The sequence below is a fragment of the Microbacterium sp. JC 701 genome (assembly GCF_021026215.1).
GTDB classification, from domain to species: domain Bacteria; phylum Actinomycetota; class Actinomycetes; order Actinomycetales; family Microbacteriaceae; genus Microbacterium; species Microbacterium algihabitans.
The window spans coordinates 271,289-292,275 of record NZ_JAJNCV010000001.1 but is presented as its reverse complement, the minus strand read 5'-3'; the positions used below and the strand labels follow the sequence as shown (position 1 = coordinate 292,275).

16 protein-coding genes are annotated in these 20,987 nt (G+C 69.0%); 8 read left to right on the top strand and 8 right to left on the bottom strand.

Annotation, left to right across the window (positions count from 1 at the left end; translation table 11 throughout):
- Positions 1 to 6 precede the first annotated feature (6 nt).
- Positions 7 to 636 (top strand): 16S rRNA (guanine(527)-N(7))-methyltransferase RsmG, encoded by a 630-nt coding sequence (rsmG, locus tag LPW41_RS01395; protein WP_144830975.1) that lies wholly within the window; start codon positions 7 to 9, stop codon positions 634 to 636.
- Here rsmG and LPW41_RS01390 read toward each other — a convergent pair.
- Entirely contained in the window at positions 628 to 1,227 is a 600-nt protein-coding gene (locus tag LPW41_RS01390) for a TetR/AcrR family transcriptional regulator (protein WP_230703933.1), read from the bottom strand. The two genes, rsmG and LPW41_RS01390, sit on opposite strands and share 9 nt — an antisense overlap.
- 3,863 nt (positions 1,228 to 5,090) lie before the next feature.
- Between LPW41_RS01390 and LPW41_RS01385 the strand changes: the two genes are divergently transcribed.
- From LPW41_RS01385 to LPW41_RS01375, 3 genes are all read left to right on the top strand, one after another.
- Positions 5,091 to 6,014: a ParA family protein gene (locus LPW41_RS01385; RefSeq protein WP_144830980.1), complete on the top strand. Its 924-nt coding sequence runs from the start codon at positions 5,091 to 5,093 to the stop codon at positions 6,012 to 6,014.
- Positions 6,014 to 6,985 (top strand): ParB/RepB/Spo0J family partition protein, encoded by a 972-nt coding sequence (locus tag LPW41_RS01380; RefSeq protein WP_144830983.1) that lies wholly within the window; start codon positions 6,014 to 6,016, stop codon positions 6,983 to 6,985. Before LPW41_RS01385 ends, LPW41_RS01380 begins: the two co-directional genes overlap by 1 nt.
- A gap of 82 nt (positions 6,986 to 7,067) precedes the next feature.
- Entirely contained in the window at positions 7,068 to 7,415 is a 348-nt protein-coding gene (locus LPW41_RS01375; protein ID WP_144830986.1) for a tryptophan synthase subunit alpha, read from the top strand.
- 122 nt (positions 7,416 to 7,537) lie between these two features.
- Here the strand turns inward: LPW41_RS01375 and trxA are convergent, their stop codons facing one another.
- The 4 genes from trxA to LPW41_RS01355 form a co-directional block, all read right to left on the bottom strand.
- On the bottom strand, positions 7,538 to 7,861 hold the full coding sequence (gene trxA, locus LPW41_RS01370; protein WP_144830990.1) for a thioredoxin: 324 nt from the start codon (positions 7,859 to 7,861) through the stop codon (positions 7,538 to 7,540).
- A gap of 61 nt (positions 7,862 to 7,922) precedes the next feature.
- Complete coding sequence (gene trxB, locus LPW41_RS01365; protein WP_144830993.1) at positions 7,923 to 8,909, bottom strand: thioredoxin-disulfide reductase; 987 nt, start codon at positions 8,907 to 8,909, stop codon at positions 7,923 to 7,925.
- 86 nt (positions 8,910 to 8,995) lie between these two features.
- On the bottom strand, positions 8,996 to 10,618 hold the full coding sequence (gene murJ / locus LPW41_RS01360; RefSeq protein ID WP_230703932.1) for a murein biosynthesis integral membrane protein MurJ: 1,623 nt from the start codon (positions 10,616 to 10,618) through the stop codon (positions 8,996 to 8,998).
- Positions 10,615 to 12,855 carry a DUF6049 family protein gene (locus tag LPW41_RS01355; protein WP_230703931.1) on the bottom strand — a complete coding sequence of 747 codons (2,241 nt, stop codon included), beginning with the start codon at positions 12,853 to 12,855 and terminating at the stop codon, positions 10,615 to 10,617. Before LPW41_RS01355 ends, murJ begins: the two co-directional genes overlap by 4 nt.
- A 107-nt stretch (positions 12,856 to 12,962) precedes the next feature.
- Here LPW41_RS01355 and LPW41_RS01350 point away from each other — a divergent pair, with 107 nt between their 5' ends.
- Positions 12,963 to 14,477 (top strand): methyltransferase, encoded by a 1,515-nt coding sequence (locus tag LPW41_RS01350; protein ID WP_230703930.1) that lies wholly within the window; start codon positions 12,963 to 12,965, stop codon positions 14,475 to 14,477.
- Positions 14,478 to 14,521: 44 nt separating this feature from the next.
- Positions 14,522 to 15,949 (top strand): CCA tRNA nucleotidyltransferase, encoded by a 1,428-nt coding sequence (locus tag LPW41_RS01345; RefSeq protein ID WP_230703929.1) that lies wholly within the window; start codon positions 14,522 to 14,524, stop codon positions 15,947 to 15,949.
- A 301-nt stretch (positions 15,950 to 16,250) separates the two neighbouring features.
- Here LPW41_RS01345 and LPW41_RS01340 read toward each other — a convergent pair whose 3' ends face one another.
- The 3 genes from LPW41_RS01340 to LPW41_RS01330 all read right to left on the bottom strand — a co-directional run bounded on the left by LPW41_RS01340 (position 16,251) and on the right by LPW41_RS01330 (position 18,894).
- On the bottom strand, positions 16,251 to 17,354 hold the full coding sequence (locus LPW41_RS01340) for a hypothetical protein (RefSeq protein WP_230703928.1): 1,104 nt from the start codon (positions 17,352 to 17,354) through the stop codon (positions 16,251 to 16,253).
- Entirely contained in the window at positions 17,351 to 17,710 is a 360-nt protein-coding gene (locus tag LPW41_RS01335) for a PadR family transcriptional regulator (protein WP_144831012.1), read from the bottom strand. Before LPW41_RS01335 ends, LPW41_RS01340 begins: the two co-directional genes overlap by 4 nt.
- 149 nt (positions 17,711 to 17,859) lie before the next feature.
- On the bottom strand, positions 17,860 to 18,894 hold the full coding sequence (locus LPW41_RS01330; protein ID WP_230703927.1) for an NAD(P)-dependent alcohol dehydrogenase: 1,035 nt from the start codon (positions 18,892 to 18,894) through the stop codon (positions 17,860 to 17,862).
- Between the two features lie 163 nt (positions 18,895 to 19,057).
- Between LPW41_RS01330 and LPW41_RS01325 the strand changes: the two genes are divergently transcribed.
- Both LPW41_RS01325 and LPW41_RS01320 read left to right on the top strand, forming a co-directional pair.
- Complete coding sequence (locus LPW41_RS01325; protein ID WP_230703926.1) at positions 19,058 to 20,344, top strand: GAF domain-containing protein; 1,287 nt, start codon at positions 19,058 to 19,060, stop codon at positions 20,342 to 20,344.
- A gap of 62 nt (positions 20,345 to 20,406) precedes the next feature.
- Positions 20,407 to 20,931 carry a hypothetical protein gene (locus LPW41_RS01320; protein ID WP_154097017.1) on the top strand — a complete coding sequence of 175 codons (525 nt, stop codon included), beginning with the start codon at positions 20,407 to 20,409 and terminating at the stop codon, positions 20,929 to 20,931.
- The last annotated feature ends 56 nt before the right edge of the window (positions 20,932 to 20,987 follow it).

Sequence of the window (20,987 nt, the reverse complement as noted above, 5' to 3'; positions counted from 1 at the left end):
GCGGGGATGGCGGAGCAACTCGAGACGGAGCCGGATGCCGCGGCGACGCTGTTCGGCGACCGGATCGACCTCGCGCGGCGGTTCGCCGAGAACCTTGCCGTCCATGGTGAGGAGCGTGGCCTCATCGGTCCGCTCGAGGTTCCTCGGCTGTGGACGCGCCACATTCTGAACAGTGCGATCGCGGCTCCGTTCTTCTCGGGTCGCGCGGTCGATGTGGGTTCAGGCGCCGGCTTGCCCGGGCTCGTTCTGGCCATCGCACGACCCGACGTCGAGTGGACGCTCATCGAGCCGATGGAGCGTCGCACGGCGTGGCTGACGGAGCAGGTGTCGGAGTTGGGACTGTCGAACGTTTCTGTCGCCCGCATGCGGGGCGAGGAGTGGGCGGAGGGCCGGGTCTTCGATGTCGCGACGGCGCGCGCCGTGAGCGCTCTGCGGACGCTCCTGCCGTTCACCGCTCCCCTCGTACGCCCGGGCGGTCGGCTCGTCTTCCTGAAGGGCGCCAACGTCGGTGCCGAGGTCGAGGCTGCGGCCAAGCAGGTGCGCAAATTCGGCCTGCAGGACGTGACGGTCGAGATCGTGGGCGAAGGTCTGCTCGACGAGCCCACGCGCGTGTTCCTGGCCACGGTCTCACGCTGACGCGGGGCGACTCACCGTCCTCTCGCCGCGTGAGATGGGCGGAGCGCTCGGATCGAGGCTCTTGAGGAGCAGACCGAACGCCTCGTCTGCGCGGTCCACGTCTGCCGTGGCGTCGATGTCGAGGATCAAACCCCGGATGACGGCGAGCACGAGCGTCGCCGACTCGGCTCGATCGATTGTGGCGAGGCCGGCTTCGAGCGGCGGCAGCCAGTCGGTCGTGGCCTTGGCGCGAAAGCCCGGCCACAGCGAGGTGTCGTGCTGCTCGGTCAGTTGGCCGAACATCCGCAGAAACGGCTGCGCCCGGGGGCCGGTCATGGCCACCCACGCGCGCGCGAGCGTGGAGGCGTACGACTCCCCCGGAACAACGCTGAACAACGCTGCGAAGTACTCGAGGTGGCGTTGACGTGCCCGGCGAAGAACGGCACGCAGGAGCTCGTCGCGGGTGCTGAAGTGGTACAGCAACATCCGCGCCGATGTTCCCGTCGCGTCGACGAATGGCTGCAGACGGTCCGGCAGGCCGTGCTCCAGGGCGTGGTCGGTGCACCTGTCGAGAAGGTGTTCCGAGATGTCGGGTTGCTTCGGTCGTCCCACGTGTCGATAGTTTCATGTAATGGTCAGTACGTCTATTCCAGCGCGCGAGGGTGCACGCGGGTGTGATTCGCGTTGTGTGTATTGCCGAGCGCTGGGATGCGGTGGAGAAGGGCGGCGGCGATCGAACCCCGTTCCCGTGCAGGAGCGCGCAGAGTCACAACGGACGCGACCGCTTGGAGTTGTGTGGCGAACCAGCGCGGACCGATCGATGCGCTGACGGTGAGCGCCCACACTCTTCGTTCACGGCGTTACCGGCTCGACGACGAACAGGTCGTCGGAAGCTCTTCAGGTGGGCCCGTCATGCGCGGAGGCCGGGAGTCATCTCCACGATTCGTGCTGTGGTGGAGGTGTTCACTTCTTCGCGAATGGGGATCGGCGAGCGTCGCGCGACGGACTCTGCCAGGGGCACGGTGGCAGGTGAGGCAAGGGCACTCGACAGGTGCGAAGATCAGTCGCTTATGGAGTACACGGGGCACGACGTGTTACTCGAGGTGCTGGCGGGTGCGTCGAGTCGATTCTCCTCGCAGTCCGCTGCCTTCCAACGACGGGGCGACGCGCGCGGGATGGTGCGGCGTGGGCTCCCCGGCATTCGTCTGTGGCGGGGCCGGAACGCATCCAGGTATGTAGCCAGGTCCTGCGGAGAGGTCTGACCGATCCGCTCACCCCTCGGGGCGGTACCGGCGGGACGCGCCGCGTTCCGACGCGACAATCGCTCGATGGGGAGGCCACGTCGAAACAGGCCCGCGGCGAGCCGCAAGGAGGACGTGACGAGCGTGAGGCGCTTTCCAAAGGCCCCGTGTCTCGGGCTGCGCCGGAGCAGCTCCGTTTCACGTGAAACCTCGTGCCCCACGAAGCGCGTAAGAGGTTTGAGACCTCCCGATCGAGACCACCTACGCCGAGGCAGTCTTGCCCGTGAATCCGACTGATTGACCTGTGCGCGCTGGGGATGCCGACGGAGTGCGTCCGTCCCTACGCCAGGTTTGCAGAGTCTGTCCGTGATGCGTGCGTGCGATCCGCGCTCATCCGACGTCGGCGCCGCTCCTCCCCCAACGTGGATGGTCTGCGTCGCTATTCAGGCACCTGCCGGGTGCCGCTTCTGATGGCCGGTCGCAGCCCATGGTCGTGGCCACTCGATGTGCCACTACCGGGGGCCTCCGGCGACGGGGGGGGGCTTGTCGAGACACCTCATCGTCGCCTCGCTCGAGGTCGCCGCCCTGGTCGCCCATAGTGAGCAGGGCTGCGAGGTCCTCCCCCGCTCTGCTCAGCAGCATCCCTGCCCGAGCCGGGATGAGCATGGCATGGATGAGGTGCGTGCGTTTCGCAGATGGGTGGGAGCGTCGACGGGTGCTGCGCTGTTTAGAACGCTGCCTAATGCGTCGACCTGGTGAGTCCATCTGTTTCACGTGAAACACTCGTTACCGCGCCCCGCGGCGGTGGCAGCGGCAGGATTGACGCGCGGGTGCTGATTCGGCGATCACGTGAACGCCATTCCCTGGTGACGTGGGACAGCGCGGACCTGAGGTCTGGAGGCCGTTGGCTTGAGGCACGGTGTCGGCCACACCTCGCAGATCGAGTCTTGGGTGAGGTCTCATCACAGCAGGGTTGCATGGCGCGACCTGACAAGCTCGCCTCGTGGATGGGCCGTTTCGAGCGGGCTGGGAGGCACTCGAACGGTCTCGAGCCGCGGGTCGCCGATCCGGCATGGTCTTAGATCGATACACGCCAAGCCGGGCGCGCGCCAGTCCGTGGATCCGTCAGTTGGGGCAGTTCCCCTGTCCTGATCGCCGAGGAGAAACGCGTCCGAACGAGGGGCACTCGAATTGGTCGGACCGCATACCCGCCTGAATGACAACGCGTGAAACAGTTCACACGCCCCTTTCGAAGGATGCACCCCGTGGCCTTCCGCACGGCGTGCCCCAGTCCGGTGAGGTCGTTAGAACGCCAGCCGGTCGCGCGGACGATATCCCGCCACGAGGCACACAGTTTGCCGTCGCGTGGGGGGTATCGAAGCCGGCGCCTCGATCAGCCTGTTTCACGTGAAACATCCGTCTGCGACAGTCAGCAGTCGTCCAGCACCGGAGCGGTCGCGCGCGGCGATGTTGTGAGCGGCATCGCGCTAAAGCCACCCCCACCGCTGCGCCGGAATCCGCGTCCCGCTGGAGCGGGTTCGAAGACTCGTGGCAGGGATTCGTGATCAGTCGACTTCCGCCTCACGTGCGCCGTGCCGCGGGAGACATCGGAGACGTGTTTCACGTGAAACGTCAGCGCAGGGAACTGAACAGACGAAGGGAGTCAGCAGCCTGCTGCTGGTACCGGAAACCACTCCCCTCGTCAGCGGTTCCGCGGGGTGAGGCCCCGCTCGCTGGGGAGCGTCGGTGCCAGTTTCGCGCGTCGCGACGGCAGCACGTTGCCATCAATCGACCGCGATCCTAGTGCAGACCGGATGAGGGCGTTCCACGTGAAACATCCAGGACCGGTGTGTCGCATCACGCCTCAACTAGGAACCTCGACCTCGGTCCGTCCAGTCAGCGGTCGGACAATTGGTGTGGGACTTCGGTGGGGTGCTCCACGAGGCGCGTACTCACCTCGCCTGGCCGTAGAGTCCGCTTTGGATGGCTGTGACGCAGGCTCGTACAGCGGCGGGCGTCAGAATGCGCAGCTCGCACGGGCCGGGAGTGTCTGGCGGGTGATGGGCATCCGGCACCGGGAAGGGTGGCGCATTGGGTGCGCCAGGCATTCCGCACTCGTGTCGGGTGCGTGACGAGCACGCGTAGGCCCGGTCAACCCGAGAGATGAAGATCGGACACGTCCGCCTACGAACATCCCGCGCGACGACACTCACGCGCACTGAGTGTGATGTCTAATGGTCTCTCCCCCACGGTCCACGAAGCCGAGCGTCGGGGACATGGTTCTCTCCGAGCGGCACTCCGCATTCGGTGCTTTGCGAAGAAGCTCGTCACACGCGCGTACTGACCAGACAAACCCGAGATCGCGGATCGCCGTCAGTGCGTGCGGACGTGGCGTCCGGACGTGTGGGGCACATTGCCTCGTGCGCTGTGTCAGCGCAGGTTCGCGACATCCCCGAGTGCGGATGTTTCACGTGAAACACCAGGCGCCCATCGGTGCTCGGATGATCGGTACGCGACGATCCCTGCAAGGTGGCGTCGTTGCTTCCGATCCCCTTGGTGTGGACGGGTCAGTCGGGCTCGTCTGACAGTTCGAAGGAATTGCACCGGGCAAACTCAAATCAGTCTCTCCCCCACGGTGGCTCTGGCAGCGGCTCGCAACCGACCGGTCGACACGTACAGCCGGTGTCAGCGTAAGGGCAACGAGCCGTAGCCGCGGTAGCATGGACGGCCAGCTTCCGAGCTATGCGCAAGCGACGCTGGGGGCATGGCGCCCGAGCCCGATAGATCGCCCGAGATCGCCCAGGCCCGTGAGCGCTCCTTGCACCTAATGTCGGTCGTACACGACGGAGCACCCGCCGGCCGGAGGTGCGGATTGCGTCCTCTCTTGATGTGCCCTGCCATCTCCGCGGGCAACGTACTTCTGAGACAACGCGTCGACAGTGGGCTGCGCTACACCGGAATCCGAAAGGCTGGTACCCACCACCCCTGATGAACTGACTTGGAGTCAGGTGGGGATACTCAGGTAGCTCTGATGCTGAGGACGAAGCAGATCGGAGCTACGTTTCACGTGAAACATCAACGACGTTCTCCGATTGAGGGTCCTCGTGGACGCACCACCCCGGCGCCGCAAACCGCCCGAAGCCCGAGGTTCGGCCGTCAATGCCACCGCAACCACGGCAATGTCGGCGCCCGCGGGTAGACTGACCAAGTTGGCGATGGGAAGGTGTGTTTCACGTGAAACAGTCCGATGAGGCAGCCACGCCGTCATCTTTCGAGGACTCCCCTATCGCCCGCGAGATTGCGAATCTCTCTGCGCGACGTCGGGCACTCGAAGAGGCAACGTCCAAGGTCGAGCTGTCGGGTCGGACCCGTGTGTTCACGGTGTCGAATCAGAAGGGTGGCGTCGGCAAGACGACCACCGCTGTTAACATCGCGGCGGCTCTCGTCTCGGTCGGCGCTCGCGTTCTGGTGATCGACCTCGACCCGCAGGGAAACGCGTCCACTGCCCTTGGGGTCGCCCACAACGCCGAGACGCCGAGCGTCTACGACGTGTTGATCGACGAGTTCCCGCTCGCTGACATCGTGCAGGTGAGCCCCGAGTCGCCGAACCTGCTGTGCGCCCCCAGCACGATCCACCTCGCCGGGGCCGAGATCGAGCTGGTGTCGCAGGTCGCGCGCGAGCATCGTCTGCGCGGCGCGCTCCGCGACTACCTGGCGATCGAAGACAATCACCTCGACTTCGTCATCATCGACTGCCCGCCGTCCCTGGGTCTTCTGACGATCAACGCCTTCACCGCTGCTGATGAGGTTATGATCCCGATCCAGTGCGAGTACTACGCGCTCGAGGGCTTGAGCCAGCTGCTCGGTAGTGTCCAGATGATCCAGAAGCACCTGAACCCGGGTCTGCACGTGTCGACGATCCTGCTCACGATGTACGACGGACGCACCCGACTCGCGCAGCAGGTGGCAGAAGAGGTGCGATCGCACTTCAGCCACGAGGTTCTCAACACCGTCATCCCCCGTTCTGTACGCGTCTCTGAGGCGCCGAGCTTCGGGCAGACGGTCATCGCGTACGATGGCCAGTCAGCGGGCGCCATTGCCTACCGCGAAGCGGCGGTCGAGATCGTCGCCCGCGACACTGAAAAGAAGGATTCCTGATGGCGAAGAGGACCGGACTGGGCCGCGGTATCGGCGCTCTCATCCCCACGGCGGAACCGTCGGAGTCCCGACCCGTCGACGTGTTCTTCCCCGGAGCGAGCACGACGACGAAGGAATCGTCAGAGGCCTCCCCCGCAGGTGACTCCCCGGCCGACGATCTCGTCACGGTTCCCGGTGCGCGTCTGGTGCACATCGATCCCAAGACGATCGTCCCCAACCCACGACAGCCGCGCACCCACTTCGATGCCGATGATCTCGCGGAACTGGTGCACTCCGTTCGCGAATTCGGTGTGCTCCAGCCCGTCGTCGTGCGCGACAAGAAGGACGGGACCTACGAGCTCATCATGGGTGAGCGTCGTACGCGAGCGTCGAGGGAGGCGGGTCTCGAGACGATCCCCGCGGTCGTCCGAGACACCGACGACGAGTACCTCCTCCGTGACGCGCTGCTCGAGAACCTCCACCGGTCGCAGCTGAACCCTCTCGAAGAGGCGTCGGCGTACCAGCAGCTGCTCGAAGACTTCGGGATCACCCAGGAGGAGCTCGCGACGCGCATCGGCCGATCGCGCCCTCAGATCAGCAACACGATCCGCTTGCTGAAGCTGCCCGTCCCCGTGCAGCAGCGTGTGGCCGCCGGCGTCCTGAGCGCCGGGCACGCGCGTGCCATCCTCTCGCTCGACGACGCCAAAGAGATGCAGAAGCTCGCCGACAAGATCGTCAACGAAGATCTGTCGGTGCGGGCCGCGGAGGCGGCGGCGAAGATGCCGGGTGTCGCCCCCGTTCGTCAGAAGCCGCAGGCAGGAACGCGTCGCGCCGGCCTCGATCAGGTCGCCGAGCGACTCGGCGACCGGTTCGACACCAAAGTCCGAGTGTCACTGAACGCCAAAAAAGGCCAGATCAGCATCGATTTCGCGAGCATCCAGGATCTGAACCGCATCCTCGGCGTGCTCGGCGAAGAGGGATACACGGGCTGAGGGCCTCATCGCAGCCCGGCGTCACGCGGCGGGTGAACGCACCCCGGCCCGCGATGTCGGTGGGTCGACGTACGCTGGATGAGTGACAGCGAACGATGACAACCTGCGCCGTCGCGCCAGCCTCGAACTTCTGCGCGCGGAAGCGTCGGACGAGCTGGCCGTACTGATCCACGAGCGTCTTCGCGGCGGCGAAGATCCGTGGGATTTCATGGAAGACCTGCCGAGCGTCGACGAACTCGTCGTTCTGACCCTCCGCGCCGAGAACATCGCCGAGAACGGCGGGGTCCGCCCCAATCGCTCGCGCAACTATCGTGTGCTCCGGCAGATCTCCCTCGACTATCCACCCCTCACACGCGCTGTGTGGCGCATTCTGGGCGACGAAGAGCCGCACCGGCGTTGGGACGCCAGCGTGCGCCTCGACGCGTCGTAGAGGCCCACAGCGCCGCGCCGCGCGATGCGCGGGGTTCCCGGCATCCGGAACCTCTCCCGCAGGCGGCTGAAACGACGAATCCCCCGGCACCGAAAGGCACCGGGGGATTCGAGGAAAGCAGGTCAGCCGAGGAAGGCTGCGAGGTCCTGCTCGAGGGCGTACTTCGGCTTGGCGCCGATGATGGTCGTCTTGACCTCACCGCCCTGGAAGACCTTCATCGCGGGGATGGAGGTGATCTGGTACTTCATGGCGAGATCGGGGTTCTCGTCGACGTTGAGCTTGAGGACGGTGATCTTGCCCGAGTTCTCGCTCTGGATTTCGTCGAGCACGGGTGCGACCATGCGACACGGTCCGCACCACTCAGCCCAGAAGTCCACGAGAACGGGTCCGTCGGCCTGCAGGACGTCCTGCTCGAAGGTCGCGGAGGTCGTCGCCTTGGCGGTCATGTGATTTCTCCTTAAATGAGATGTCAGTGTGTGAAAACGCAGGTGAACGCGTTTTTGTTCCTCAGACCACGGCGGCGTCGGGGAGGCCCTCGATCGGGCTCTCGGCGACGGCGGGCTCACCGGCCTCACCGCGCGCGGCGAGGAAGTGCTCCACATCGAGAGCCGCGACCGTGCCGCTGCCGGCGGCCGTGATGGCCTGGCGGTAGGTGGGGTCGATCACGTCACCGGCGGCGAAGACACCCTCGACCGACGTGCGCGACGAGCGGCCGTCGACCCAGATCGTGCCCTGGTCGGTCAGCTGCAGCTTGTCGTGCACGAGGTGCGTGCGCGGGTCGTTGCCGATCGCGACGAACAGCCCGTCGAGGGGCAGCTCGCGCGTGGTGTCGTCGACGGTCGAACGCAGGCGCACGCCGTTGACGGCCTCGTCGCCGAGGATCTCGTCGACGGCGCTGTTCCAGATGAACTCGATTTTGGGGTTCGCGAAGGCACGCTCCTGCATGATCTTCGAGGCGCGCAGCGAATCCTTGCGGTGGATGATGTAGACCTTCGACGCGAACTTCGTGAGGAAGTTGGCCTCTTCCATCGCGGAGTCGCCGCCGCCGACCACGGCGATCGTGCGGTCGCGGAAGAAGAATCCGTCGCAGGTGGCGCACCACGACACACCGCGGCCCGAGAGGCGCTCTTCACCCTCGAGACCGAGCTTGCGGTAGGCGGAGCCGGTCGCGTAGATGACCGAGACGGCCTCTTCCACCTTTCCGCTGCCGAGCGTGATCTTCTTGACGGGGCCGTCGAGCTCGAGCGAGACGACGTCGTCGTAGAGCACCTGGGCACCGAAGCGTTCGGCCTGGGCCTGCATCTTGGCCATGAGGTCAGGGCCCTGGATGCCGTCGGGGAAGCCGGGGAAGTTCTCGACCTCGGTGGTGTTCATGAGGTCGCCGCCGGCCTCGACGGAGCTCGCGACCACGAGGGGCTCGAGGTTGGCTCGGGCCGCGTAGATGGCGGCCGTGTAGCCGGCGGGGCCGGATCCGATGATGATGACGTGACGCACGGTAGCGCGTTCCCTTCGTTGATTCCGCCCGATGAAACCCATGCTAGCCCCGTGGTATTCCGCGTCCTCGGGGTGGCGCGGAAGGCTCAGCGCTTGGGCAGGAAGCGCCGACCGAGAGCGAGCGCCGGTGCGAGTTCGGGGGTGCGGAAGATCGCCAGGATGCCGATGTACACGGCCAGCACGACCGAGCCTACGAGCGCCGCTCCCAGCGCGCCCGTGTAGATCGAGTCCGACACCCAGCCGGTGGGACCGCCGCACAGCAGCAGCACTCCCCAGCCGGCGCCCGCGGCGGGGATCGCCGCACCGATGAAGCGCAGGAGGGGTGGCATCCATTCGCCGATCCTGATCCCTCCGAGACGACGGTGCAGGATGATCGTCGCGATGACCACCTGGACGAGGCTCGACAGCGCCTGACCGAGCGCGACGGTGGCCGCGAGCTGCGACAGGGGCACGAGGCCCGCCGACACGGCCCCGCCCGCGGCGAGGGCGCTGAGGGCGACCAGGCCCCCCTGCACGAGCGTGAAGAAGAACGGCGTCCGCGTGTCGTTGTAGGCGTAGAACGTGCGCTGGACGACGAACAGCACCGCCAGCGGCAGCAGACAGACCAAGAAGCACAGCAGCACGGGAGCGGCGGCGAGGGCTTCGGCCGAACTGTTGGTGAAGATCCGCGTGGCGGGGACGGACGCGACAGCGAGGGCGGCCGTCGCGACGACGATGAAGAGACCCAGTACCCGGATGCTGCGGACGATGTCGGTCTTGACGTCGCCGTCGCGTCCGGCCGCGGCATGCTCGCTCAGCTGCGTGAAGTACGGCGTCCCGATCGAGAGCACGATGATCGAGTACGGGAGCATGAAGACGAGCCACGCGTTCTGCGACGCGAGGATGGCCGGGCCCGTTCCCGAGGCGCCCGAGAGCACTCGTGTCTGCACGATGCCCGCGAGCTGGCCGACGATGACCATCAGGAAGGTCCAACCGGCGAGACGGCCGATGTGGCGCAGGCCGACGCCGCGCCAGTGGAAGTCGGGACGCAGCTGCAGTCCGGCCCGACGCCAGAACACCAGCAGCACGACGGTCTGCAGCACGATGCCGCCGGTGGCGACCCCGCCGAGCAGGCCGATCATCGTGGGGGTCCACTGGACCACGTCGGGGCTCGGCCCCCCGAACAGCACGAGGAAGAGGCCAAAGCCGGCGATCGAGACGAGGTTGTTGACGATCGGGGCCCACGTGTAGGGCCCGAAGACCTTCCGCGCGTTCAGGATCTCGCCGAGCAGCGCGTACAGGCCGTAGAAGAAGATCTGCGGGAGGCACCAGTACGCGAACGCCGTGGCGAGGGCGATCTGGTCGGGCTCGACCTTCGACGGGTCGATGTAGACCGTGACGATGAAGGGCGCGGCGACCATCGCGATCGCGGTCGCCGCGAGCAGGATCACCGTTCCGAGGGTGAAGAGCTTCGAAACGAAGGCGCGACCGCCGTCGGCGTGGGCTGCGGCCTTGACGATCTGCGGCACGATCACGGCCGTCAGCACGCCCGTCGAGATGACCGTGTAGATGTTGTTCGGCAGCTGATTGGCGAGCCCGAACGCGTCGCCCGCGGCGCTGCCGACCGAGCCGACGATCGCGACGAGCACGACGATGCGCAGCAGGCCGCTGACGCGGGACACGATCGTGCCCGCTCCGATCAGAACGCTCGCCCGTCCGATACTGCTCACGGGTGGGTCTCCTGCTCGGTGGGGTTCTGCGCGGGGGTGGGTGGGTCGAGATCGTGGTCGGCGTCTTCGGCGGGACTGCGGCCGTCGGCATCCGGGTCCTTCGCCCCGATCCCATCGACCGGAGCGTCGTCATCGAGGTCGCCCGCACCGGACTGCTCTTCGGAACGGGTTCGCCGGCGTCGCGCGACCGTGCGCACGACGCCGAGGGTCAGGAAGCTGACGATGAGCAGGATGATGACGATCAGCCCGATGCTCTCCCACTCGGCGCGCACCTCGACGTCGACCGCCTGAGGGGCGCCCACGGGTTCTCCGGTGGGGCTGTACAGCTGGAAGTCGACGCTGACCTCGCCGTTGGCGATGCGGGCCTCGACGGGCACCTCGACGCGCGTGTTGGCCGACGCCTGCGCGTCGACGGTGGTGCGCTCCTGCACGCGCAGACGGGCGTCGTTGGTGCGGACCGCCAGCACGACGGTCACCGGCCATGGCAGATCGTTGCGCACCCACGGTCGAAGCGGGGCGCTGGAGGAGACGAGACGGAAGTCCGACGACAGGATGCCGACCGAGTCGAGCGTCGTGTTGGTCGCGGCGCGGTGGTCGGCCACGGCCTGGCGCGCGGCGTCGCCGGTCCACGAGGAGCTCGTGACCTGCAGCACCTCGGCGCGCTCGCGTCCGGTCAGTAATTCGGGCTGGTCGAGGATCGTCGCGAACCGGTCGATCGTCTGCTCATCACCGACCAGGTCGGCGATGTCGGTGACCCGCGCGGCGTCGACGGTGGGAGCGCCGAGTGAGATCTCGGATGCCGGGAGCGACGACACCTCGCGGAGGGTCGAGGCCGCGAACCCCGGGGCGGAGGTCGCGAGACCCAGGGTGGCGCGCAGGCTCACGCGCGAGCGGTCGGTGCCGCGGTCCAGCACGGCGAGGACGGGCTGACCGCCCGTGGTCGCCCGCGCGACGAAGAGGTAGCCCTGGGCGGCGGCGAGGGAGGCGCTGCGGCTCGTGGTGTCGTTCTGCCCGGCGGCGGCGGCCAGGGCCCGCGACACCTCGGCGTCGTAGACGGGCGTCGACACTCCACCGACGCTCGCGGCCGCCTGGCGGGCGCCGCCGATCACGCTCGACGAGGGCACGAGCACGTGCGAGGGCTGCTCCGCGGTGCCCAGAGCTCCGAGCGCGGCGACGGTGTCCGCTCCTGCGGAGCCCGTCACCGGCCAGTACACGCCCGACGTCGCGGTGCCGATGTCGAGCAAGGTCGACAGCGAGGGGTACGAGGGCTGGCCCGGGGTCGAGCTGGGCGAGGGATCGGGCGTCGAGACGGCCGAGACGGCGGGAGCGGGCTGAGTGAAATCGGCGGCCGCCATGTAGCCGAGCAGCGACGTCGGCTCGAGAGGAGCCGACAGGCCGGCCCGCAGCTGCGCCGCCACGTCGGAATCGCCGAACTGCAGGGCGAAGCGGTCGTTCGGCAGCTGCAGCAGACGCTGCAGCCACGACACGGCGGTGGGCGGAGCCGCCGAACCGAGCACGCGGATGGCGGCCGGGATCGCGGGATCGATCGCGAGGGCGGCGGTGGTGCCGTCGACCGCGTCGAGCTGGGCCGAGAGGGCTCCGTCGACGGCGGTCAGCTCGGCGAGCTCGTTGGCGGTGAGCAGGCCGCGCGTCATCGGAGCCGCCGTGATCGGCACGACGAGGGCGATGGGGGTCGCGGGCGCACCGTCGGCGGGGATCACGACGACGCTCGTCGCCGTGAGCGAGCCCGTGGTGACGAGCAGGGGGTACACGCCCGCGGCGAGACCGGCCAGGGCGGGGTCGGTGGCAGCGACCGACAGGGTGGTCGTGGCCTGCGAGCCGGAGGACGCGGCATCCATCGATCCGATCGCCACCTGCTGCACGCCGGCGCCGGAGGTGTCGCCGCCGAGCCAGCGGTCGAGGGAGGCGTCATCGCCGAGCGGCGTGCGACCGAGCGACAGCACGAGCGGGGCGACGGAGGTGTCGGATGAGCCGGCCGTGACGGTGACCACCACGGAGAGCGCTTCACCCGCCCGAAGCACGCCGTTGCCGGCCGGAGCCGCGGCGATCGTCGCCGGGCTGGCGGATGCCGAGGGAGACGGGGTCGGCGTCGCGGCCGCGGCCGCAGAGGCCGGAACGGCCATTCCGACCGCGAGAGCGCCTGCCGCGAGGGTCGCCAGCAGCCGGCGCGTGAGGGAGCGCCGCGGCACGGGGGAGCCCGAGGGCTGGGAGGTCACGGTCATACGATCGTCGGTGGAACGAGGGGGCCTCGTACCGCCTGCGAGTCTAGGCCCGCCTCCCTTCGAGCCCCCCGATAGCCTCGCGCAGACGGTTGAATGGACCGGTGCTCCCCGAACCCGATCCCCAGCTGTGCCAGGCCCTCGCCGACGACCTCCGTGAGGCGGGTTACGCCAGCGCCGCCCTGCGCGACGTGTGGGGCGCTCAGGCCGACGACGCGGTCGCGCGGGGCCTGCGGCGTCCGGCCCAGCGCGCGCTCGGTGAGCGCACCGACGCGCTGGCCGTGCTCGGGCGCCTGTGGGGACTCGGTTTCGCCGTCGACCGAGCGGATGCCGAGACCGCGCTCCCCTCGCTCGGGGTCGACGGGGCCGCGGCTCTGGGTCTCGTCCGCGCCGAGGGCGACGAGGTCGCTCCCGCCGTTCTGGTGCGGCCGCAGGCCTTCGCCGACGACGAGGGAGAGGTCGAGTGGTGGATCGCCAGTGACCTGGATGAGGCCGCGCTCGAGGGTCCCCTGCCCGAAGACCACGTGCTGGGCGTCGGCGGAGCCTCTCAGACCCTCGCCCGCCTGCAGCTGACCCGACGCGGGGGCACCGCCCTCGATCTCGGCACGGGTTGCGGCATCCAAGCCCTCCGCCTTCGGCGGCTCGTCGACCACGTCGTGGCCACCGACATCTCCGAGCGCGCCCTCCGCTTCACCCGCCTGAACGCCCTTCTGAACGGTGTCGACGGCATCGAGACGCGGCGGGGGTCGCTGTTCGAGCCCGTGGCGGGCGAGACGTTCGACCGCGTGGCATCCAATCCCCCGTTCGTCATCACGCCACGGGTCGAGGGTGTTCCCTCGTACGAATACCGCGACGGCGGCATGGAGGGCGATGCCCTGGTGGCCGCGGTCATCACGGGGGTGGGTGAGAACCTCTCGCCCGGTGGGGTCGCGCAGTCGCTCGGCAACTGGGAGTACCGCTGGGGCCAGACGGGCCTCGACCGCGTGCGCGGGTGGGTCGGCTCGGAGATGGACGCGTGGGTGATCGAGCGCGAGGTGCTCGATCCGCTCGCCTACGCCGAGCTGTGGGTGCGCGACGGCGGCACCGTTCCCGGAACCCCGGCCTACGCCGCCCTCATCGACGCGTGGCTCGACGACTTCGCACGTCGGGGCGTCACCGGTGTCGGATTCGGCTATGTGTTGCTGCGCCGGCCGCTCGCGGGCGCGCCGACCCTCGCGCGCTACGAGCGCGTCGCGGGCGGGGGCGAGGCGGCCTTCGGTCCGCACCTGGCCGCCTGCCTCGCCGCGCACGACCGCGCGGCTCTCATGGACGACGACGACCTCGCCTCGGCGGTGCTGAAGGTGTCGCCCGACGTCACCGAGGCGCGCCATCACCGTCCGGGCGAGGAGGATCCCTCGGTCATCGAGCTGCGCCAGGGCGGCGGGTTCGCGCGGACGATCGAGGTCGACCCCGCTCTCGCGGCCCTCGTCGGCGCGTGCGACGGAGACCTCGCCGTGGGCGTGCTCGTCGACGCCATCGCGCAGTTGTTGGAAGTGGATGCCGTCGAGCTGCGCGCCGACGTGCTGCCGCGCGTGCGCGAGTTGCTCGTGACCGGCTTCGTGTCGTTCGCCGACGCGTGAGCAGCAGCCCGTGGCCGTGAGGCGCCCCGGTTAGGCTCGAAGGCATGCTGAACATGGTCGAGAGCCTCGCGCGCCTCGAGGAGCTCGCCGCCCACCCCGTGGTCGCGACGCTCGCTCGCGTGTTCGCCGACGCCGGGCGCGATCTGGCGATCGTGGGCGGTCCGGTGCGTGACGCGCTGCTGGGTCGTACGACGCACGATTTCGACTTCACCACCGACGCGCGTCCCGACGAGATCCTCGCTCTGGTCAAGCCCGTGTCGAGCGTGCAGTGGGATGTGGGCCGCGACTTCGGCACCATCGGCGCGAAGGTGAAGGGCGAGCAGGTCGAGATCACGACCTACCGTGCCGACAGCTACGACGGCGTCACCCGCAAGCCCACCGTGGAGTTCGGCGACACGCTCGAGGCCGACCTCAGCCGCCGCGACTTCACCGTCAACGCGATGGCGCTGCGCGTTCCCGCACGGACGCTGGTCGATCCCACCGGAGGCGTCGAGGACCTGCTGGCCGGTCGCCTGCGCACCCCGATCGACCCCGCCGTGAGCTTCGGCGACGACCCCCTCCGTATGCTCCGCGCGGCACGCTTCGCCTCGCAGCTCGAGTTCGCGGTTGATCCGGACACTCTCGACGCCATCGCCGAGCTGCGCGGCTCGCTCGAGATCGTGAGCCCCGAACGCATCCAGGCCGAGCTCGTGCGACTTCTGCAGACGGATGATCCCGTCCGCGGCATCCGGGTTCTCGTCGAGACCGGTCTGATCGAGGAGTTCCTGCCCGAGGTGCCCGCTCTGCGCCTCGAGGTCGACGAGCACCACCACCACAAGGACGTCTACGAGCACTCGCTCATCGTGCTGCGCCAGGCGATCGCTCTGGAGAAGAAACGGCATCCGGATGCCGCTCCCGACGTGCCCCTGCGCCTGGCCGCCCTGCTGCACGACATCGGCAAGCCCGCGACCCGGCGCCTCGAGGCGGGTGGAGGGGTGACCTTCCACCACCATGACATCAAGGGTGCGCGTCTGGCGCGCAAGCGGCTGCAGGCTCTGCGGTTCGACGCGGCCACGACCACCGTCGTCACGCGACTGGTCGAGCTGCACCTGCGCTTCTTCGGCTACGCCGAGGGGGCATGGACGGATGCCGCGGTCAGGCGATACGTGCGCGACGCCGGCGACGAGCTCGAGCGCCTGCACATCCTGACCCGGGCCGACGTGACCACGCGCAACAAGCGCAAGGCCCAGCGCCTGGCATCCGCGTACGACGACATCGAAGCCCGCATCGCCGCACTGCGCGAGCAGGAGGAGATCGACTCGATCCGCCCCGAGCTCGACGGCAACCGCATCCAGGAGGTCCTCGGACTCACGCCCGGTCGCGAGGTCGGCGAGGCCTACCGCTTTTTGCTCGAGCTGCGGCTCGACGAGGGCGTGCTCGGTGAGGACGAGGCCGAGAAGCGCCTGCGCGAGTGGTGGGCGGCGCGGGGCTGAGCCCGTTCCTTCACCGGTCGGTGGTCGTCGGCGCGACCGTTATGCGGATCTCGTGGGTGACACGCCGGCGGTGGACGACGGCTGACGGCGTGTCACCGGTCTGATCCGCACGACGGTACATGCCCGATCCGGCATAAGCCGCTGCAGCGGCGCCCGGCACGGCATTCGGGAGCCCCCACTCCCCCGAAGATCCGTCCCGGGCGCCCGTCTCACTGAGGCCGATCACCATCGTCGTTGGCCTGGCCGAGGGCCTCGAGCACGAGGTGCGTCAGGTCGATGCTGATGATGAGCGGCTGATCGGTCACGGGGTCACCGCCTGCGTGGGCTGCGCCGCGGGGGTCGCTTCTGTACTGGGCGTCGGCCCGGGGGTCGGGGCCGCGGATGCGGAGCGGTCGCCCTGCGGCAGAGGCTGCACGCGGTCGAACGGGAACGCGGGAATCGTCGCGGTCGCCAGGTCGGTCATGGCGTCCCAGGCCCAGTCGTCGGCCGGGACCTCACGCAGCGGGTAGACGTTCCACAGCGGCGCGGCGCCCGGGTACGAGTCGGCGACGGGAACGGGGCCGCCGCCCCCGGCGAAGTAGGCGTCGTAGGGCTCGGACGATCCCACGCCGCCGATCGTGCGCAGCGGATTGCCGTCCTGGTCGAACAGCTGCACTCCCGTGATGGGGTTGCCGGCGGCGTCGTAAGCGTAGATGTTGCGGATCCGCTGTCCGTCGACGGCCAGTCCGGGCGTCGCGTCCGCCGCCTGCGGAGCGTCCACCCAGCCGACGAAGAGTTGCGTGAGAGCCGTCGAGAACGAGCTCGCGAACATCGGCACCGCGATTACGGCGATGACGGTCAGCGTGGTGCGCACCACCCGCAGCCACGCGAATGGCGCCCAGCGACCCCTTCCCCACTGCACGCTGACGAGCAGGCAGGCCAGCAGGATCGTCCACGAGACGGGGTTGTAGCTCAGCGTGAGGATCGCGTCCAGGATGCCGCCCGTGCCGGGCCGCGGCATGAAGGCGAGGAAGAACCACAGGTAGAACACGACGCCGCGCAGCACCCACCACGCGGGCCGGAGCGAAACGAGCAGGTCGAGCAGCCAGGCGCCGACCGCGGTGGCGCGGACCCGGTCGTGCAACTCCGTCCAGCCGCGGCGCACGTCATTGACGAGGGCGAAACGCTTCTTCGGGGTGTCCGCGGATCCGCGTTCCGGAAGCCCCGCGGCCGCGCGTAGTTCGGCGGCGTAGGTCGCGGCATCCGGAAGCGTGAACTCCTCTCCGGCCTCACTCGCCTGGTCGGCGAGGTCGGCTTCGAGACCGTCGAGCAGGTCGTCGACCTCGTCGAGAGGAAGGTCGTCGAGATGCGAGCGGACGGCCGCGGCGAAGGCGCGGATGTCGTCGTGGACGGTCGTGGTGATCATCGTGCGTCTCCGATCGTGCGCAGCTTCGGGGCGGGAGTGGTGTCGTCGAGCAGGCTCGTCATGGCCGATGCGAAGTGCGTCCAGCTGGTGCGCTGCGCATCGAGCAGCTCACGGCCCTGCGGATTGATCGCGTAGTACTTGCGGTGCGGCCCGCCCTCCGACGGCACGACGTAGCTCGACAGTGCGCCCGCGGAGTACAGGCGGCGGAGCGTGCCGTACACCGATGCGTCGCCGACCTCACCGAGCCCCGCCTCGCGTAGGCGCCGCACGATGTCGTACCCGTACCCGTCGTCGTGCTGCACGACGGCGAGCACCGCGGCGTCCAGCACCCCCTTCAACAGCTGCGTCGTATCCACGCGGCCCCCTTCGCTTGTCTGCCACGGACAGTACCACGCAGTGCGCAGTAGTGCGTAGTGCGAAACCGTTACTTCTCGCCCCGCTCACCCGGCGGACACACCGAGGGGGTGGCATCCATGATCCGGATGCCACCCCCTCGAGGTTCGCGTCAGGGCACGACGACGGCGCGCCCGCGCACCTGCCCCTTGTGCAGCTTCGCGTACGCCTCGACGGCACCGTCGAAGCCGTAGCGCTCGACGTGGACGCCGACCGCGCCGCTGCGGGCGAGATCGAGCACCTCGATGAGCTCGCTGCGCGTGCCCCAGTACGGAGCGCGGACCGCCGCGCCCATCGGCGTGGAGAAGAAGCCGGCAGGCATGATGCCACCGCCGATTCCGACGATGTGGATGAAGCTGTCGATTCCGGCAACCGCGCGCGCAAGGTCGATCGTGGGCTGCACGCCGACGAAGTCGAACACCGCCGTGGCGCCGAGTCCGTCCGTGAGCTCGCGGATGCGCTCCGCCGCATGCTCGTCGGAGTTCACCGTGTGGTGCGCGCCGACTTCGCGGGCGAGGGCCAGCTTGTCTTCGCCGAGGTCGACGGCGATGACGGTGGCCTGGGTGATCGCGCGGAGGATCTGCACGCCGACGTGCCCGAGCCCCCCGACGCCGATGACCACGGCGGTCGCACCGGGGTACAGCTTCTCTTTCGCGGAGACGATCGCGTGGTACGGCGTGAGTCCGGCATCGGTCAGCGACACCGTCTCGACCGGATCGAGGTCGCCGAGCGGGGCGAGGTGCCGCGGGTCGTCGACGATGACGTACTCGGCCATGGCGCCCGGGCTGCCCAGACCCGGAGGGGTGATGCCCATCTCGGACGCGTAGGGGCAGTAGTTCTCGGCGCCCTGCGCGCACGCGTGGCAGCGCCCGCAGCCCCACGGGCCGTAGATCGCGTAGGCCGCGCCGATCTTCACGCCCTCGACGCCCTCGCCGAGTTCGTCGACGATGCCCGCGCCCTCGTGGCCGAGCGTCAGCGGCAGGCCGTAGGTGTACTGGTCTTCGGGGAGGTCCATCACGAACCAGTCGGAGTGGCAGAGGCCCGCCGCGGTCACCTTCAGACGCACCTGGCCCGGGCCCGCGTGGGGCTCCTCGATCTCGAGGACCTCGGGTCCCTTGCCGATTTCGCGGTACTGCACAGCCTTCATGGCGTTCCTTTCTGTCGGTCCTTCCACCGTGCTCTTCTCGCCCACTGGCGGCAACCGGGGTTGACGGCGTTTCCGCGGAAGCACCCCGTGGAGGCTGACCCTCCCGCCCGCGTGCCGCCCGACCTACACTGGACCCACCTCCGTCACCGCCGATGGGAGTCGTGTGTCCTCTCCATGGTCGCGACCGGCCGTTTCCCCCGAGACCTCGGGATTGCTCATCGCGCGCGCTCACGAGGAACTCATCGCCGGCAACGAGGACCGCCGGCTGAACGACGTCCGCCCCCTCGTGCAGGAGTCGTGGCGGCGCTCGCTCGCCTCGCTCGTCGGTCCCGAGGGACTGCCCCCGCTCGATCTGACGACCGACGAGCTCGAGGCGTACCGGCAGGGCCATCCGCTGGCCGGGGTGATGGACATGATCCGCTCGCTGCTGCTGCCCGGCACGGCCGAGGAATCCGGCGTGGTCGTCGCGGTCGGAGACGCCGCCGGACGCCTGCTGTGGGTCGAGGGCGACCGGCACATCCGCGCGCTGACGGGCGACATGGGCTTCGTCGCCGGAGCCAACTGGTCGGAAGACGCCGTCGGCACCTCGGCCCCCGGAACAGCCCTGACCCTCGACCGCTCGGTGCAGATCCGCGGCGCGGAGCACTTCAACCGCCTCGTGCAGCCGTGGTCGTGCACCGCCGCGCCCGTGCACGATCCCGAGACCCGGCGACTGCTCGGCGTGATCGACGTCACGGGCGGAGTCGAGGCCGTGACCCCTCAAGCGCAATTGCTGGTGGATGCCACGGCCCGGGCGATCGAGAGCGAGATCCTCGTCGCACGACTGCGTGCGCAGCAGGCTCCTCCCCCGCGCCGGTCGGCGCCCTCGCGGGCCCTCCTGCGCATCCTCGGACGGGATCGCGCGCTGCTGGAGGCCGGAGGGTCGACCCTCGAACTGAGCGCGCGGCACGCCGAGATCCTGCTGCTGCTGGCGATGCACCGCGAGGGACTCTCGGCCGAGGCGCTCAGCGAAGCCGTGTACGGGCACCCGGCCGTCGAGACGCTGCGGCCCGAGATGGTGCGTCTGCGCCGCGCGCTGGTGCCGACGGCTCCGCAGCTGGTGCCGCAATCGCGGCCGTACCGCTTGGTTGATGGCCTCGAGACCGACGCGCAGCACGTGCTGTCACTGCTGGACCGCGGGGCGCACAGGGTCGCACTGGCTGCATATCCGGGCCCGGTGCTGCCCGATTCCGACGCGCCCGGGGTGGTCGAGGTGCGCGAATCGGTGCGCTCGGCGTTGCGCGAGGCCCTCATCGCCGAGGCGGGGGTCGATGTGCTGCTGGCCTACGCCGACACCCTCGACGGGCGGGACGACGGCGAGGTGCTGCGGCTGTGCCTGTCGATGCTCCCGGCTCGATCTCCCAAGCGCGCGGGACTCGTCGCCCGCATCGAGAGGCTCGATCGCGACTGAGGCCCGCACCCGACCCCGCGGGTTCGGAGCCCGATGTCGGAGGCCCTCGTTACTCTGAACATATGGACGAAAAAGCGCTCGACATCTTCTCGGCAGCCCGCGCCCGTCGCGACGTGGGGCGTATCCGCGAGGCACTGGCCGAGGTCAAGGCGGGCGATGTCGCCCGCGTCATCGTCCGTTCACCGCGCTACGGCCTGTACGCGCTCGAGGGCACCGTGCGCATCGGCGTGGGCGGGCAGCCGCTCGTCGGCGACGTCATCCTCGCGACGAGCTCCGAGATCCAGCGCATCGACCTGGGCATCGAGGCGCCTCAGCCCGAGCTCGAGGCCGACGTCGTCGATCCTTCGACCCTCCCCCACGGCACGCCCGTGCGCGTGACCTTCCTCACGCCCACGCACCAGACGTTTGCCCTCACGGGGCCGATCACCGCGGGCAACGACCGCTTCCTGCTCGTCGGCAGCTGGATCGTCGCCGACGACCGCGCGATCGCGCCGCGCGTGCAGAGCATCGAGCGCCTCGACGACGTCGACCTGCACGAGGTCAACGTGCCCCCGCTGCGCTCGGTGCTCGCCGACGCCGACGCCTAGACCGCGTTCACTCGAACGGATGCCGTGGCCCGAGGGTCGCGGCATCCGTCGTTCTG